The 14,992-nt window shown below is 59.1% G+C and carries 9 protein-coding genes, 2 tRNA genes and 3 rRNA genes; 3 read left to right on the forward strand and 11 right to left on the reverse strand.

The window, feature by feature from the left end; all coding sequences use genetic code 11:
* Positions 1 to 218: 218 nt before the first annotated feature.
* Entirely contained in the window at positions 219 to 485 is a 267-nt protein-coding gene (locus BTHE68_RS19050; protein WP_232077966.1) for a hypothetical protein, read from the forward strand.
* A 27-nt stretch (positions 486 to 512) separates the two neighbouring features.
* Here BTHE68_RS19050 and xylB read toward each other — a convergent pair whose 3' ends face one another.
* From xylB to BTHE68_RS19105, 11 genes are all read right to left on the reverse strand, one after another.
* Positions 513 to 1,280 carry a D-xylose 1-dehydrogenase gene (gene xylB, locus BTHE68_RS19055; RefSeq protein ID WP_162067813.1) on the reverse strand — a complete coding sequence of 256 codons (768 nt, stop codon included), beginning with the start codon at positions 1,278 to 1,280 and terminating at the stop codon, positions 513 to 515.
* Positions 1,281 to 1,290: 10 nt separating this feature from the next.
* Entirely contained in the window at positions 1,291 to 3,075 is a 1,785-nt protein-coding gene (locus BTHE68_RS19060; protein ID WP_162067814.1) for an IlvD/Edd family dehydratase, read from the reverse strand.
* 117 nt (positions 3,076 to 3,192) lie between these two features.
* Positions 3,193 to 4,233, reverse strand: a complete 1,041-nt coding sequence (locus tag BTHE68_RS19065; protein ID WP_174258078.1) for a LacI family DNA-binding transcriptional regulator — start codon at positions 4,231 to 4,233, stop codon at positions 3,193 to 3,195.
* A gap of 30 nt (positions 4,234 to 4,263) precedes the next feature.
* The gene (locus BTHE68_RS19070) at positions 4,264 to 4,908 is read right to left on the reverse strand and encodes an SEN1982 family lipoprotein (RefSeq protein WP_162067815.1); all 645 of its coding nucleotides are present in this window, start codon (positions 4,906 to 4,908) and stop codon (positions 4,264 to 4,266) included.
* A gap of 175 nt (positions 4,909 to 5,083) precedes the next feature.
* Positions 5,084 to 5,196, reverse strand: a 5S ribosomal RNA gene (gene rrf, locus BTHE68_RS19075).
* A gap of 136 nt (positions 5,197 to 5,332) precedes the next feature.
* Positions 5,333 to 8,219 (reverse strand): 23S ribosomal RNA (locus BTHE68_RS19080).
* Between the two features lie 334 nt (positions 8,220 to 8,553).
* A tRNA-Ala gene (locus tag BTHE68_RS19085) sits at positions 8,554 to 8,629 on the reverse strand.
* Between the two features lie 49 nt (positions 8,630 to 8,678).
* Positions 8,679 to 8,755 (reverse strand) — tRNA-Ile (locus BTHE68_RS19090).
* A 62-nt stretch (positions 8,756 to 8,817) separates the two neighbouring features.
* Positions 8,818 to 10,351: ribosomal RNA gene (locus BTHE68_RS19095) — 16S ribosomal RNA — on the reverse strand.
* The 16S, 23S and 5S rRNA genes sit together here with 2 tRNA genes alongside, the layout of an rRNA operon.
* Positions 10,352 to 10,744: 393 nt before the next feature.
* Complete coding sequence (locus BTHE68_RS19100) at positions 10,745 to 11,119, reverse strand: DUF4148 domain-containing protein (protein ID WP_162067816.1); 375 nt, start codon at positions 11,117 to 11,119, stop codon at positions 10,745 to 10,747.
* Between the two features lie 369 nt (positions 11,120 to 11,488).
* On the reverse strand, positions 11,489 to 13,912 hold the full coding sequence (locus BTHE68_RS19105; protein WP_162067817.1) for a penicillin acylase family protein: 2,424 nt from the start codon (positions 13,910 to 13,912) through the stop codon (positions 11,489 to 11,491).
* A gap of 209 nt (positions 13,913 to 14,121) precedes the next feature.
* Here BTHE68_RS19105 and BTHE68_RS19110 point away from each other — a divergent pair, with 209 nt between their 5' ends.
* Together BTHE68_RS19110 and BTHE68_RS19115 are read left to right on the forward strand one after the other, a co-directional pair.
* Positions 14,122 to 14,502 (forward strand): nuclear transport factor 2 family protein, encoded by a 381-nt coding sequence (locus tag BTHE68_RS19110; RefSeq protein ID WP_162067818.1) that lies wholly within the window; start codon positions 14,122 to 14,124, stop codon positions 14,500 to 14,502.
* Between the two features lie 207 nt (positions 14,503 to 14,709).
* Positions 14,710 to 14,961 carry a hypothetical protein gene (locus BTHE68_RS19115; RefSeq protein ID WP_162067819.1) on the forward strand — a complete coding sequence of 84 codons (252 nt, stop codon included), beginning with the start codon at positions 14,710 to 14,712 and terminating at the stop codon, positions 14,959 to 14,961.
* Positions 14,962 to 14,992 lie beyond the last annotated feature (31 nt).

The raw sequence follows: 14,992 nt of genomic DNA on the forward strand, positions 1-14,992 counted from the left end.
TGCACGCCGTGGCAACGCTTCGGCCCGCTTCTTGCTTAAACGCACCCCGGCGTCGCAACAAGGCGCTTTCGAAAACCAATCGCGGCGCGTGCTCTTCTTTTCGATGCGGGTATCGCATCCGGGCACGCAGCACGCTGTAGACGGGGGGCCCCATGGGCGGCAGTCAAAGAAGAAACGCAATAAGCACGTTCAATCCGCAATTGCATACGATGCACGCGATGCTCGTATCGCGCGCCGCATCGCATGTTGCGAGCGCGATGCGTCCCGAGGGCCGTAACGAGGCGCTCGCGGAAGGCATCGCGGAGGTCATCGCCCATTGCGGTCATGCGAGTCTCGGGCTGTTTCTCGCGGCAGTGTGGCATTGGCTCGATGAGCGCGGCTATGACGAGGCTGCCGACGCCGTGCAGCACTACATCGAAACCGGCACGATGCCGACAATCAAGGCGACACCGAAAACGGCGCGCCGGCGCGATGCGCGTATCTGAACCGGCCGGCTTGCGTGACGTAACGCGTTACGTGCCGAACCACCCCGCATCGACGTAATAATCGCGCGCGGTGCAGCGGGCCGCATCGTCGGATGCGAGGAACAGCACCATGCGCGCGATGTGCTCCGGATCGATCCGCTCGTGCAGGCACTGCTGCGCGAGGACCTGCGCCTCGCTTTCGGGCGACTGCCATAACTTCATCTGGCGCGGCGTGCGCACAGCGCCCGGAATCACCGTATTCACGCGAATCCCGTGCGCGCCGAGTTCGCGCGCGAGCCCGCGCGTGAGCCCTTCGATCGCGGCCTTCGCGGTCATGTAGAGCGTGAGATCCGGCAGCGCGAGATGCCATGAAATCGAGCCCATGTTCACGATCGCGCCGCGCTGGTTCGCGCGCATGCGCTGCGCCGCCGCCTGCGCGCAGAAGAACTGATGCCGCAGGTTCACGGCCATGCGCTCGTCCCAATACGCGGCGCTCACGCCGTCCCACTGATGGCGGTCGTCGCTTGCGGCGTTGTTCACCAGCACGTCGATGGAGCCGGCCTCGTTTGCGATGGCATCGAACGTTTTTTCGATGGCCGCGGTATCGCGCAGATCGCAATGCAAGAACGTTGGCGCATGCTTTTCGCCGGCGAGCGACTGTTCGAGCGAACGCGCATCGGCCTCGGCGACATCGATGAAAAACACGCGCGCGCCCTGCTTCGCGAAGGCCTCGACGATCGACGCGCCGATGCCGCTGCCCCCGCCCGTCACGACGACATGCTTGCCCGCAAGACTCGGATAGATGGCGTAGGACATGGCGGCTCGCTCAATGTGAATGACGCGGATTGCCGCGCGTTTCGATCACTTTCAGATACAGCGTCGCGGGTTCGAGGCATCCGCCCGTCGACAACTGTCCCACCGTCTGACGATACAGCTCCTGCCACGGCGTCTGCGCGGCGGGCGCGGCGAATGCGGATTGCGCGCGGCGGCTTTCGAGTTCGGCTTCATCGAGCAGGATGTTCACGCTGCGCGCGTTCAGGTCGACACGAATCCTGTCGTTCGTGCGCAGCAGCGCGAGACCGCCGCCCACCGCCGCTTCCGGCGACATGTTGAGAATCGACGGACTCGCGGACGTGCCGCTTTGCCGTCCATCGCCCATGCAGGGCAGCGAATCGACGCCGCGTTTGATCATCTCCGCGGGCGGCGCCATGTTCACGACTTCCGCGCTGCCCGGATAACCCACGGTGCCGCAGCCGCGTATGACGAGAATGCAATGCTCGTCGATCTCGAGCGCGGGATCGTTGATGCGTGCGTGATAGTCCTCGGGACCGTCGAAGACGATCGCGCGCGCTTCGAAGGTATTTTCCGCGCCTGGCTCGCTGAGATAGGTCTTCCTGAATGCGTCGCCGACGACCGACATCTTCATGATCGCGCTATCGAAGAAATTGCCCGACAGGACCATGAAGCCCGCGCCGTGCTTCAAGGGATCGCTGGCGGTGCGGATGACTTCGTTGTCGGCGGCGGGGGCATCGTGCGCGATCTCGCCGATCGTGCGGCCCGATACGGTCAGACAGTCGCGTCTGATGAGTCCGGCCTCGTCGAGTTGGCGGATTACCGCGGGTACGCCGCCCGAGCGATGGAAACTCTCGCCGAGATATTCACCCGCCGGCATGCAATTCACGATGAGCGGCACTTGCTCGCCGTGGATCTGCCAGTCGTGGAGACTCAGTTCGATGCCCATGTGCCGCGCGATCGCAATCAGATGCGGCGGGCAGTTGGTCGACGCGCCGAGCGCGGACGCCACCACGATCGCGTTGATGAACGCGTCGCGCGTCATGATCGTCGACGGCTTCAACTCTTCGCGAACCATCTCGACGATGCGCTTGCCAGTCGCATACGCCATCTGCCCGCGCTCGCGATACGCGGCGGGAATGCTCGCGCATGTCGGCAGCGACATGCCGAGCGCTTCGGCGAGACTGTTCATCGAGAGCGCGGTGCCCATCGTGTTGCAATGACCGATCGACGGCGACGATGCGGTCGTCAGACGCATGAAGCCTTCGTAATCGATCTCGCCCGCCGCGAGCAGATTGCGCGCGTGCCAGATCACCGTGCCCGAGCCGACGCGCTTGCCTTCGTGCCAGCCATCGAGCATCGGACCGCCCGACAGGACGATGGCGGGCATATCGACGGTCGCGGCCGCCATCAGGCAGGCGGGCGTGGTCTTGTCGCAACCGGTGGTGAGCACGACGCCATCGAGCGGAAAGCCGTGCAGGATTTCGACGAGGCCGAGATACGCGAGATTGCGATCGAGTGCCGCGGTCGGGCGGCGGCTCTGCTCCGCGAGCGGATGAACGGGGAACTCCATCGGGATGCCGCCGGCGTCGCGAATGCCCGCCTTCGTGCGCGCAGCGAGTTCGATGTGATGGCGATTGCACGGCGCGAGGTCGCTGCCCGTCTGCGCAATGCCGATGATCGGGCGGCCCGACTGCAGCTCCTCGCGCGTGAGGCCGTAGTTCATGAAGCGCTCGACGTATAGCGCGGTCATGTCGGCATGCGAGGGATCGTCGAACCATTCCTGGCTGCGCAGACGCTTGGGATTGTGTTGGGACATGGGATTGTCTCTCCGTGATACACAGTCGTTCGGCACGATCGCCGACGCCGCTGTTTGTAGTGACGTTACCGGTAACATTTCGGGCAATGTTAGCACGCCCTTCACGGCTTGCCCGGCTCAGGCGCTCTCGCGAGGCAAGACGGAATACCCGACGCGCACGCGCTTGCCTGCCGGTCTGACGATGCCCTGCTCGTGCGCCTCCAGTGCGGCGAGCAAGGTCTCGCCGGTGCGCAGGCCGATGCCGTATGCGTCGACGGAGACCGTCGTGATCGATGGCGTGCAGCACGCGGCGACCTCGAAGTTGCCGAAGCCCGCAACGGCGATATCGTCAGGCACCGCGAGGCCGCGCCGGTGACATTCCATTATCGCGCCGAACGCGGACATGTCGCTCACGCACATCACAGCCTGCGTGTCGGGCCAGGTTTCGAGCAGCGCGGCCATCGCCGGGGCGCCGTGGCTCATCGTGATCGGCGAATCGCCCAGACGAATGATGCGTTCGTCGTCGAAGCCGAGTGCCTTCATCTGCGCGCGGAAGCCTTTCAGGCGATCCAGACCGCGACGGTCCAGTTCGCTCGCTCCGCCGAGAAAACCGATGCGCTCGTGGCCTTGATTCGCCAGATAACGCACCATTTCTTTCGCTGCGCTGACATTGGAGAAACCGACGGCGGTATCGATCGGATCTGACGGCGAGTCCCACATCTCCACCACCGGCACGCCCGCGCGACGCAGCAGCGTGCACGTCGCTTCGGTATGACGCGAGCCGGTCAGCGCGATACAGCGCGGCTGATGACGCAGCATCGAGCGCACGAGCCGCTCCTCGCGATCGAGATGGTAGTCCGTGTCGCCGATCAGGAGTTGCAGGCCGTGCGGCTCGAGCGATGCGGAAAGGCCCCGCACCGTGTCCGAAAAGTTGGAGCTCGCGAGCGACGGCACCAGCACGGCGACGAATTCCGATCGCCCCGACGACAACGCCCCGGCCGCGGCATCGGCGACGTAGCCGAGCTCGTCGATCGCCTTTTGCACGCGCTCGCGCGTCGCCAGCGCGACGCTGTGGCCGGCGAGCACGCGCGACACCGTCATCTTCGATACGCCGGCGAGGCGCGCGACGTCGGACATGCGCGGCGGCCCAGCGGAGGGATCGAAAGCGGAGTTGGCCATGCGTCGAAGTTCGGTATCGAGTGGGCGGTTTCAGTCGACCCGTACCCAACCGTCCTGACGCTGCTCCAGAATGATGTGCAGCTTCGTTTCGCCGGCTTCGCGATCGGCGGCGGTCACGTCGGGAAAGGCGCGCTTGATGTCGCGATCGTCCATCCAGGGCGCGACGTTTTCGAGCTTGTAGGTATAGGTGACATCCGAGCGGTGCGCGGTGGGGTCGGGCTCGGTCCAGCCTACGACCTTGTCCAGCTTGACATGCGCGTAGCAGATCATCCAGGCGCGTGGGTCATTGGTGGCGTTGGGGTCGCCAGCGGGCCGAGTGGTTTCGACCGCGTACTTCTGCCCCTCGCCCGTCAGGCTATACGCGATGCCGTTCTGCTTGGCGTTCGCGTTCGCCGGCGTCGGCGCGGCGCGAGCGATGAGCCCGGTCTTCTCGAGCGCGGCGAGCTGCTCGCGCAGCGCGGCGGCCGAATACTCGTTGAGGTCCCGGCTGCTATAAGCCGATGGAAACGCGTACGGCCCACGGCCGCTGCGATTCAGGCATAGCAGGCCGCGGTTGGTTTTCATGTCGGCGGAAATCGCGTCGCCCAGGCTGGACTCGCTTGCGTCGTTTTTCTTGCCACACGCCGCGACAAGCAATGCGGCGCTGACGGCGGCAATCAACAGGCTCGTTCTCATGTGCGCTCCGGGAAGGGTCGGCATGACGGATACAACCTTTCGACGCCATTCTACCGACAGAAATCGCGTATTCGGAGAGGGGATGGTGTCGGAACGGACTATCGCGTGCAAATCGCCGCCAGAAACGCAAAAACCCCACCTTTGCGGGGTGGGGTTTTTGTTTTCGGCATGAGGAGCCTGACGATTACCTACTTTCACACGGGTATCCGCACTATCATCGGCGTGGAGTCGTTTCACGGTCCTGTTCGGGATGGGAAGGGGTGGGACCGACTCGCTATGGTCATCAGGCATGACTTGTTGTTGAGTTGACGTGGTCAACACAACCAATCCGGGAAGAAGCGGTAAAGAATTCGGGTGGCGATTGTCGCACACGCTGTGACTCGCCAGTGCGGGCTCCTGAGGAGGCAACAAACACACTGGTTATAGGATCAAGCCTTACGGGCAATTAGTATCAGTTAGCTCAATGCATTACTGCACTTACACACCTGACCTATCAACGTCCTGGTCTGGAACGACCCTTCAAGGGGCTCGAAGCCCCGGGGATATCTCATCTTAAGGCGAGTTTCCCGCTTAGATGCTTTCAGCGGTTATCTCTTCCGAACATAGCTACCCGGCGATGCCACTGGCGTGACAACCGGTACACCAGAGGTTCGTCCACTCCGGTCCTCTCGTACTAGGAGCAGCCCCCTTCAAATATCCAACGCCCACGGCAGATAGGGACCAAACTGTCTCACGACGTTTTAAACCCAGCTCACGTACCTCTTTAAATGGCGAACAGCCATACCCTTGGGACCGGCTACAGCCCCAGGATGAGATGAGCCGACATCGAGGTGCCAAACACCGCCGTCGATATGAACTCTTGGGCGGTATCAGCCTGTTATCCCCAGAGTACCTTTTATCCGTTGAGCGATGGCCCTTCCATACAGAACCACCGGATCACTATGACCTGCTTTCGCACCTGCTCGACTTGTCGGTCTCGCAGTTAAGCACGCTTATGCCATTGCACTATCAGCACGATTTCCGACCGTACCTAGCGTACCTTCGTACTCCTCCGTTACACTTTGGGAGGAGACCGCCCCAGTCAAACTGCCTACCATGCACTGTCCCCGATCCAGATCATGGACCAAGGTTAGAACCTCAAACAAACCAGGGTGGTATTTCAAGGACGGCTCCACGCAAACTAGCGTTCACGCTTCATAGCCTCCCACCTATCCTACACAGATCGGTTCAAAGTCCAATGCAAAGCTACAGTAAAGGTTCATGGGGTCTTTCCGTCTAGCCGCGGGGAGATTGCATCATCACAAACACTTCAACTTCGCTGAGTCTCGGGAGGAGACAGTGTGGCCATCGTTACGCCATTCGTGCAGGTCGGAACTTACCCGACAAGGAATTTCGCTACCTTAGGACCGTTATAGTTACGGCCGCCGTTTACCGGGACTTCAATCAAGAGCTTGCACCCCATCATTTAATCTTCCGGCACCGGGCAGGCGTCACACCCTATACGTCCACTTTCGTGTTTGCAGAGTGCTGTGTTTTTATTAAACAGTCGCAGCCACCAGTTTATTGCAACCCTTTCACCCTCCTGGCGCAGGCCAGTCAAGCTACAAGGGCGTACCTTATCCCGAAGTTACGGTACCAATTTGCCGAGTTCCTTCTCCCGAGTTCTCTCAAGCGCCTTAGAATACTCATCTCGCCCACCTGTGTCGGTTTGCGGTACGGTCACTATTAGACTGAAGCTTAGAGGCTTTTCTTGGAACCACTTCCAATTGCTTCGCTTCCTAAGAAGCTCGCGCCACACCCTTGAATTACGCGCCCGGATTTGCCTAAGCGCCTTCTCCAATGCAGCGACCGGGACGTCCAACACCCGGACAACCTTCCGCGATCCGTCCCCCCATCGCATCTAACAATGGTGCAGGAATATTGACCTGCTTCCCATCAGCTACGCATTTCTGCCTCGCCTTAGGGGCCGACTCACCCTACGCCGATGAACGTTGCGTAGGAAACCTTGGGCTTACGGCGAGGGGGCTTTTCACCCCCTTTATCGCTACTCATGTCAGCATTCGCACTTCCGATACCTCCAGCACGCTTTTCAACGCACCTTCGCAGGCTTACGGAACGCTCTCCTACCACACACGTATCTTTCAACGTGTATCCGCAGCTTCGGTGACTGGCTTGAGCCCCGTTACATCTTCCGCGCAGGACGACTCGATCAGTGAGCTATTACGCTTTCTTTAAAGGGTGGCTGCTTCTAAGCCAACCTCCTGACTGTTTTAGCCTTCCCACTTCGTTTCCCACTTAGCCAATCTTTGGGACCTTAGCTGGCGGTCTGGGTTGTTTCCCTCTTGACACCGGACGTTAGCACCCGATGTCTGTCTCCCGTGATTGCACTCTTCGGTATTCGGAGTTTGCTATGGCGTAGTAATCCGCAATGGACCCCACAACCATGACAGTGCTCTACCCCCGAAGGTGATACACGAGGCACTACCTAAATAGTTTTCGGAGAGAACCAGCTATTTCCAAGTTTGTTTAGCCTTTCACCCCTATCCACAGCTCATCCCCTAACTTTTCAACGTTAGTGGGTTCGGTCCTCCAGTACGTGTTACCGCACCTTCAACCTGGCCATGGATAGATCACTTGGTTTCGGGTCTACGCCCAGCAACTGATCGCCCTATTCGGACTCGCTTTCGCTACGCCTGCCTTAATCAGTTAAGCTCGCTACTGAACGTAAGTCGCTGACCCATTATACAAAAGGTACGCCGTCACCCGTTTCCAGGCTCCGACTGTTTGTATGCATGCGGTTTCAGGATCTATTTCACTCCCCTCCCGGGGTTCTTTTCGCCTTTCCCTCACGGTACTGGTTCACTATCGGTCGATCACGAGTATTTAGCCTTGGAGGATGGTCCCCCCATCTTCAGACAGGATTTCACGTGTCCCGCCCTACTTGTCGTACACCTAGTTCTTTCAACCTATTTTCGCCTACAGGGCTATCACCTGCTAGGGCCGCACTTTCCAGAGCGTTCGGCTAATAAGTCAAATAAAGAGTACAGGCTGATCCCATTTCGCTCGCCACTACTCTGGGAATCTCGGTTGATTTCTTTTCCTGCGGTTACTTAGATGTTTCAGTTCACCGCGTTCGCTTCACTAAGCCTATGTATTCAGCTTAGGATGACCCATACGGGCCGGGTTTCCCCATTCGGACATCTACGGATCAAAGCTCGTTTGCCAGCTCCCCGTAGCTTTTCGCAGGCTACCGCGTCCTTCATCGCCTGTGATCGCCAAGGCATCCACCACATGCACTTGTTCGCTTGACCCTATAACGAGTGTGTCTGAGCGATCAGAGTTAGCGCTTTAGCGCTTACTCTGATCTCATCCCCGCAAGGGGACGACTCATTTCGCTATAGGCTGAGTATTCGCGTTGTGCCGTATTCCAAAGCAATCTTTCGATCACCTTTTCATACTTGATACAATCACTACCCTGAGCGCTTACTCACACCCATCTCTAAGTGCTTTCAGCAACTCTCTTTACTACTTCTTCCAGATTGTTAAAGAACGTTTAGCCGACAAGCGTGTTGCACTGCTTGCAGCATCAACTGGCTATAGTCGCCAATGCCAAGTGCTTGCAGCAAACACTTGGCATTGAGGACTTGGTGGAGGATGACGGGATCGAACCGACGACCCCCTGCTTGCAAAGCAGGTGCTCTCCCAGCTGAGCTAATCCCCCTTCCGTGGCCTGACTACGAGTTGCCTCTCATCAGCACGCCTCTCTCGGGTGGTGGGTCTGGTTGGATTCGAACCAACGACCCCCGCCTTATCAAGACGGTGCTCTAACCGACTGAGCTACAGACCCTTAGCCTGTCTTTCTTACAGCCGATAAGCGTGAGCGCTCAATGTTGAAGTGCGAAGCTCGAGAAAGGAGGTGATCCAGCCGCACCTTCCGATACGGCTACCTTGTTACGACTTCACCCCAGTCATGAATCCCACCGTGGTAAGCGCCCTCCTTGCGGTTAGGCTACCTACTTCTGGTGAAACCCACTCCCATGGTGTGACGGGCGGTGTGTACAAGACCCGGGAACGTATTCACCGCGGCATGCTGATCCGCGATTACTAGCGATTCCAGCTTCACGCAGTCGAGTTGCAGACTGCGATCCGGACTACGATCGGTTTTCTGGGATTGGCTCCACCTCGCGGCTTGGCAACCCTCTGTTCCGACCATTGTATGACGTGTGAAGCCCTACCCATAAGGGCCATGAGGACTTGACGTCATCCCCACCTTCCTCCGGTTTGTCACCGGCAGTCTCCTTAGAGTGCTCTTGCGTAGCAACTAAGGACAAGGGTTGCGCTCGTTGCGGGACTTAACCCAACATCTCACGACACGAGCTGACGACAGCCATGCAGCACCTGTGCGCCGGTTCTCTTTCGAGCACTCCCACCTCTCAGCGGGATTCCGACCATGTCAAGGGTAGGTAAGGTTTTTCGCGTTGCATCGAATTAATCCACATCATCCACCGCTTGTGCGGGTCCCCGTCAATTCCTTTGAGTTTTAATCTTGCGACCGTACTCCCCAGGCGGTCAACTTCACGCGTTAGCTACGTTACTAAGGAAATGAATCCCCAACAACTAGTTGACATCGTTTAGGGCGTGGACTACCAGGGTATCTAATCCTGTTTGCTCCCCACGCTTTCGTGCATGAGCGTCAGTGTTGGCCCAGGGGGCTGCCTTCGCCATCGGTATTCCTCCACATCTCTACGCATTTCACTGCTACACGTGGAATTCTACCCCCCTCTGCCACACTCAAAGCCTGCCAGTCACCAATGCAGTTCCCAGGTTAAGCCCGGGGATTTCACATCGGTCTTAACAGACCGCCTGCGCACGCTTTACGCCCAGTAATTCCGATTAACGCTCGCACCCTACGTATTACCGCGGCTGCTGGCACGTAGTTAGCCGGTGCTTATTCTTCCGGTACCGTCATCCCACCACCATATTAGGGCGATGGTTTTCTTTCCGGACAAAAGTGCTTTACAACCCGAAGGCCTTCTTCACACACGCGGCATTGCTGGATCAGGGTTGCCCCCATTGTCCAAAATTCCCCACTGCTGCCTCCCGTAGGAGTCTGGGCCGTGTCTCAGTCCCAGTGTGGCTGGTCGTCCTCTCAGACCAGCTACAGATCGTCGCCTTGGTAGGCCTTTACCCCACCAACTAGCTAATCTGCCATCGGCCGCCCCTATAGCGCGAGGTCCCGAAGGATCCCCCGCTTTCTTCCGTAGATCGTATGCGGTATTAATCCGGCTTTCGCCGGGCTATCCCCCACTACAGGACACGTTCCGATGTATTACTCACCCGTTCGCCACTCGCCACCAGGGTTGCCCCCGTGCTGCCGTTCGACTTGCATGTGTAAGGCATGCCGCCAGCGTTCAATCTGAGCCAGGATCAAACTCTTCAGTTCAAACCTGTTACTGTTTTTCGGTTCCGTTAAGAACCGGTCGCTCACTCAACGTACTGACGATGATTAATCCATCTCTCGACAGATAAACCTTCCTCTGATACTTCGCGTGAGACTCTTGATACTTTTGCTATCGCTTCAGCCCCGAAAGACTGAAACCGCACTCGCTATCAAGCGCCCACACTTATCGGCTGTTAGTTTTTAAAGAGCACATCGCAAGAATCACATCAACTTCCGTCTTGCGTCGCTGCATCAGCAGCAGAGAACGAGATTATGACGGGCCGATGATGTCATCGCAAGCCCCCTGCGCAAAATATTTTTCTGGACTCGCACAAGGCCTGCGAACGCGAGAAGTCTTGACCAATCTCCTCGCGTCCGATAAAAGCCGGCGACAAGTCAGCTTCCGAAAAACGGCCTGCAGAATCCCGCGGGGCCGACGCAATCCGAATCCGACATCGAACCATGCTTCATCGACATTGGCGTATGCATCGGGCCGGAACCCGATGCCGCCCCGCCCGCGTGCGTGCCCCCGTAAGCCTCGTTCGCTTCATTCGCGTTCTGTTGCGCAGCGACCTTCGCTTCCGCCGCCTGGATGTCCGCGGGATAGTTGGCTTGCTCACCCATGGCAGGCGAATATCCGGCTTGCTCCAACTGCACGAGCTCGGCCTTCACCTGCGCACGAGTCAGCGGACCATTCTGATCCTGCGCGAAAACAAGCGTGGGGGCCGCGACCACGGCGAGAGACACGACGATTTTGGCAATGGCGTTCATGATGTTCACACTCCGACGGATATAGGTTGACCGGATCGCACGCGATCCACGAACCTCATCGAACGCACAGGGCCCTTGCGCGGCTTCGACTCACGCGACCTAGGTTTCAAGCGTAGAGGCTTCGATTGGTTAACCCATACATGGGCCAATCTATTCCCACGACAAAGCACGAAGGCCGTCGAAAGAACATCAGGAGGGGGACAGACGAGAAAAGCGCGGAGGACGAACCGGATGAGGAGTCCGGCGAGGCGCCAGCCAGCGCCCGTCCACCGCATTTGGATTGTGACGCAAGGCGGCGCGAAGATCATCGCCGCTTGCGTTGAAGATGCCTTGCCTATCTCGCAACAATGTCGCCTGGGAAACGCGCGCTCAATGTGAGTCCGGCACGAGATGCACGCGCTTTTCCGTCGCCGCCTCGACAGCCGAGCGCGAATAGAGCAGCGGGAAGTACTGCCCATCGAGCCACATCTGCGCGAGATCGCGATAATGCGGGCTATCCGGGTCGCCGGACTCGCCGGGAAGATTCACCGCGCGCGAGTCGTCCCAGTTGCCGACATCCACGACCACGCGAAACGACGGCCCATTGGTCTCGCGGAAATCGCTCGCACGGTACGTTGACTGATTCGGCGTATAGGCGCTGCCTCCCTTTCCTATCGGTCCGACATTGAGTTTCGCGCGCATGTCCGCATCGACGGCATCCGCGAGCGGATGCGCGTTCAGGTTCGTCTGCAGCTTGCCCCATTGCCACTTGCTTGCGTCCGCGCCTTGCAGATGCCGCATCTCTTCATAAGCATCGTGCAGGCTCGAAAGCAGCACGGCGTCGCGTCTGGCTTGCGCGTCATCACCGAAGCGCGTCTCCGGATGTTCCAGCGTATCGAGCATCACGGCCGTGTCGGGCGCGCCGAACGACGCCGCCGCGTCCTTCGGCAGCACCGCATCCTTGAACGTGCGGCCGAGATGCCGCGAGAGCCACACTTCTTCGAGCGCCGCTTGCGGCGAATCCGCGCCCATGTGTGCATCCCATCCGTTCAGCATCGCGAGCGCGGCGCGCGTGTCTTCGTCATCGCTGGAAAGCGGCGCGAGCAATGCAACGAGCCTGCGCGCGGGAATCGACACGATATCGTTTTGCAAACGCTCCGAGTCTTCGATCGAGACTTTCGGAAGCGACTTCAAAACCTCATCGATACGTTGATGGCGCGACCCGTTGGTCCATTCGAAACCGAGCTTGCGTTGCGCGTACGGATAACCCGCCGGCAGATTCATTTCATTCGACGTGGTGAAGTAACCCTGCGCCGGGTTATAGACCGAAGGCATCGCATCGCGCGGCCAGAAGCCCGCCCATTCATAGCGGCCATCGCCGGGCACGGGCATGAGGCCATCCCAGTTCGGGCGAATCGGCGCGAGTCCGCTCGGCACCCAACCGATATTGCCTTCCGTGTCCGCGTATACCTGATTGACGGTCGGCGCGCCCCATGTCGCAAGCGAAGCCTTGAATTGCGCGTAGTTCTTCGCGCGCATGTAGCGCATCGAATCGAAATAAGGCGACATGCCGGGCGACAGCCACGCCGTTCGCACGGCGAATGCGCGATGCTTGCCCTCTTCCGTATAGATCACCGGACCATGACGCGTGAAAAGCAGATCGGCGGTGACGGGCGATCCATTGCGCACGGCGATCTGCTCGCGCACGACACGCATCGGCTCCCACTTACCCTTATAGCGATACTGCCGGGGATTCGCCGGATTCAACTCGTACACATAGAGATCTTCCTGATCGATGTTGAAGATCGTGAGGCCATAAGCAATCGAACCGTTGTGCCCGATCGAAATGCCCGGCGCGGAAGGTTCACCCGCGCCGATGATGTTCAGCGTCGGCGTGCTGATCTGCTGGATGTAGCGCAGGCTCGGCGCCGCATACGCGCGATGCGGATCGTTCGCCATGATCGCGCGCCCCGTCGTCGACTTCGATGGCGCGATCACCCAATTGTTACTGCCTTCGGTGACTTCCTCGGGATTCTCTGCGGCGGCGATCATCGTCGTGGATGCATCGGCACTCTTCATCGACTCCCTGGTCACACGCACGCCTTGCGTCGCAAGCGTGAAGACCTTGAGGACGTCGTCCGGAAGGCAGGGATCGAGGCCAGCAGGCATCTGCGCCTTCCATTGCGGCTGCAGGCCGAAACGCACCGAATCCGCATCGAGCGAACTCCGGCACGCCACGCGCGCCCGCGCCACCTCGCTCGTCAGATTTCTGGTGAGACCGTGGCTGCGGATGCGTACGATGTCATCCGCATTCCACTTCGCCGGCCAATAGCCGATCTTGCGGAATTCATAGGGCATGCGATCGGGATGTGCCGCAAGCCAGCCGATATACGCATTCACGCCTTCAGCAAAACGCGTCGCCGCGGGCTTTGCATCGGGACCGTAGCGTTGCCATTCGGTCGCCATGTCGCCGCGATACAGAAAGAGCCGCGTCGCCTTGTCCTGTTCGATGTATGCGGGACCGAATACTTCCGAGAGTTCACCGAGTCCGCGCCTGCGCCAGAGATCGATCTGGAACAGACGATCACGCGCCGCATTGAAGCCCTGCACGAAGAAGGCATCGCTGTCATTCGCCGCGAAGATATGCGGCACGCCCCAGCGATCGATCAGAATATCCGATGGCTGCGCAAGCCCCGCCACGGCGATCGTTTCAACGACCGGTGCTTCCGCCCGCGCGACTTGCGCTGACAGCGTCCCGGCTATCGACGCGCCAAACATGAGCGCGAGCAAGCGTTGTCTCTTCGTTACCTTCATCAGAGCGTCTCCTTTTTTTATCGATGTGAATTCGAGTCACGCGGATATCGCAATGTAATTCGAATGCGAAGGGCGCGCAAAGCCGATCGCGCTTTCACGTTACATCTGGATACATTGAATGGCTCATTTGGCGTCGATCCTGCGAGTGCTTGCTCGTCGGAACAGTTGCAGCGCACGAAGGCGCGCACCCTTAGCAAAGGAGATACCTGATGACCACCCCTGTTCAGCATGTCGATTCGATCGAAGTCGCGAGGCGCGTCTACGAGGCGTATGTCGCGAAGGATCGCGACACGATCGAAGCCCTCATCGCCGACGATTTTCACTTCACGAGTCCGCGCGACAACCGGCTCGACCGCGCGACCTACTTCTCACGATGCTGGCCGAATTCGCAGGTGACGGACGACTTCAGATTCGTTCATCTCGTACGCGATGGAGAACATGTGTTCGTGACCTATGATTTGCGCATGAAGGATGGCAGCGCATTTCGCAACACCGAGATTCTCACCATTCAGAACGGCAAGCTCACCGATGCGCAGGTCTTCTTTGGATGGATGCTTCCTCACGAAGCGCCGGAGGGAGGCTATCTTTGACTTTAATTCGCGATCCGAACTATTTGGCGCACTTCTTCTCGATCAGATAACTTTCTTTCATCTATCTAACTAAAACCCGTCGATAGAAGGCAAAAGAAAGCACCTGTTACCCGCATCTCACGCAAACGTTTCACAAAACTTTCGCGCAGCATCAGCACACTGGCGTCCGCATTCATCATCGCATGCGTACGCCAGAGGAACCCGCTCATGCTGTGTCGTTCAGTCCTGATCTCCGCGTTGTTGCTGTCGCTCTCTGCCTGTGGTCCCGGCGACAACGCAACGCCCATCCCATCGCCGAATGCGAATGCCGCGTCCGATAGCGCCGCTACGGACGCGGCATTGCCCGTATTCGCCAGCGACCCGGTTGCAAGCGCACAGGCGAGCCTGGACGCCGACAGCCGCCAGGTCACGCCCGTCCTGAGTCATGCGCCGGACTCCGATGACAGCACGCATCGCTGACTACCGCTTTTCCCCCAAGCAGAAGGAAAAT

The organism is Burkholderia sp. THE68, assembly GCF_009938265.1.
Classification (GTDB): domain Bacteria; phylum Pseudomonadota; class Gammaproteobacteria; order Burkholderiales; family Burkholderiaceae; genus Caballeronia.

Coding starts and splice junctions, on each gene's coding strand:
- BTHE68_RS19110 (WP_162067818.1), top strand. CDS start 14,122: ATGACCACCCCTGTTCAGCATGTCGATTCGATCGAAGTCGCGAGGCGC.
- BTHE68_RS19060 (WP_162067814.1), bottom strand. CDS start 3,075: ATGTCCCAACACAATCCCAAGCGTCTGCGCAGCCAGGAATGGTTCGAC.
- xylB (WP_162067813.1), bottom strand. CDS start 1,280: ATGTCCTACGCCATCTATCCGAGTCTTGCGGGCAAGCATGTCGTCGTG.
- BTHE68_RS19070 (WP_162067815.1), bottom strand. CDS start 4,908: ATGAGAACGAGCCTGTTGATTGCCGCCGTCAGCGCCGCATTGCTTGTC.
- BTHE68_RS19105 (WP_162067817.1), bottom strand. CDS start 13,912: ATGAAGGTAACGAAGAGACAACGCTTGCTCGCGCTCATGTTTGGCGCG.
- BTHE68_RS19115 (WP_162067819.1), top strand. CDS start 14,710: ATGCTGTGTCGTTCAGTCCTGATCTCCGCGTTGTTGCTGTCGCTCTCT.
- BTHE68_RS19065 (WP_174258078.1), bottom strand. CDS start 4,233: ATGGCCAACTCCGCTTTCGATCCCTCCGCTGGGCCGCCGCGCATGTCC.
- BTHE68_RS19050 (WP_232077966.1), top strand. CDS start 219: ATGCTCGTATCGCGCGCCGCATCGCATGTTGCGAGCGCGATGCGTCCC.
- BTHE68_RS19100 (WP_162067816.1), bottom strand. CDS start 11,119: ATGAACGCCATTGCCAAAATCGTCGTGTCTCTCGCCGTGGTCGCGGCC.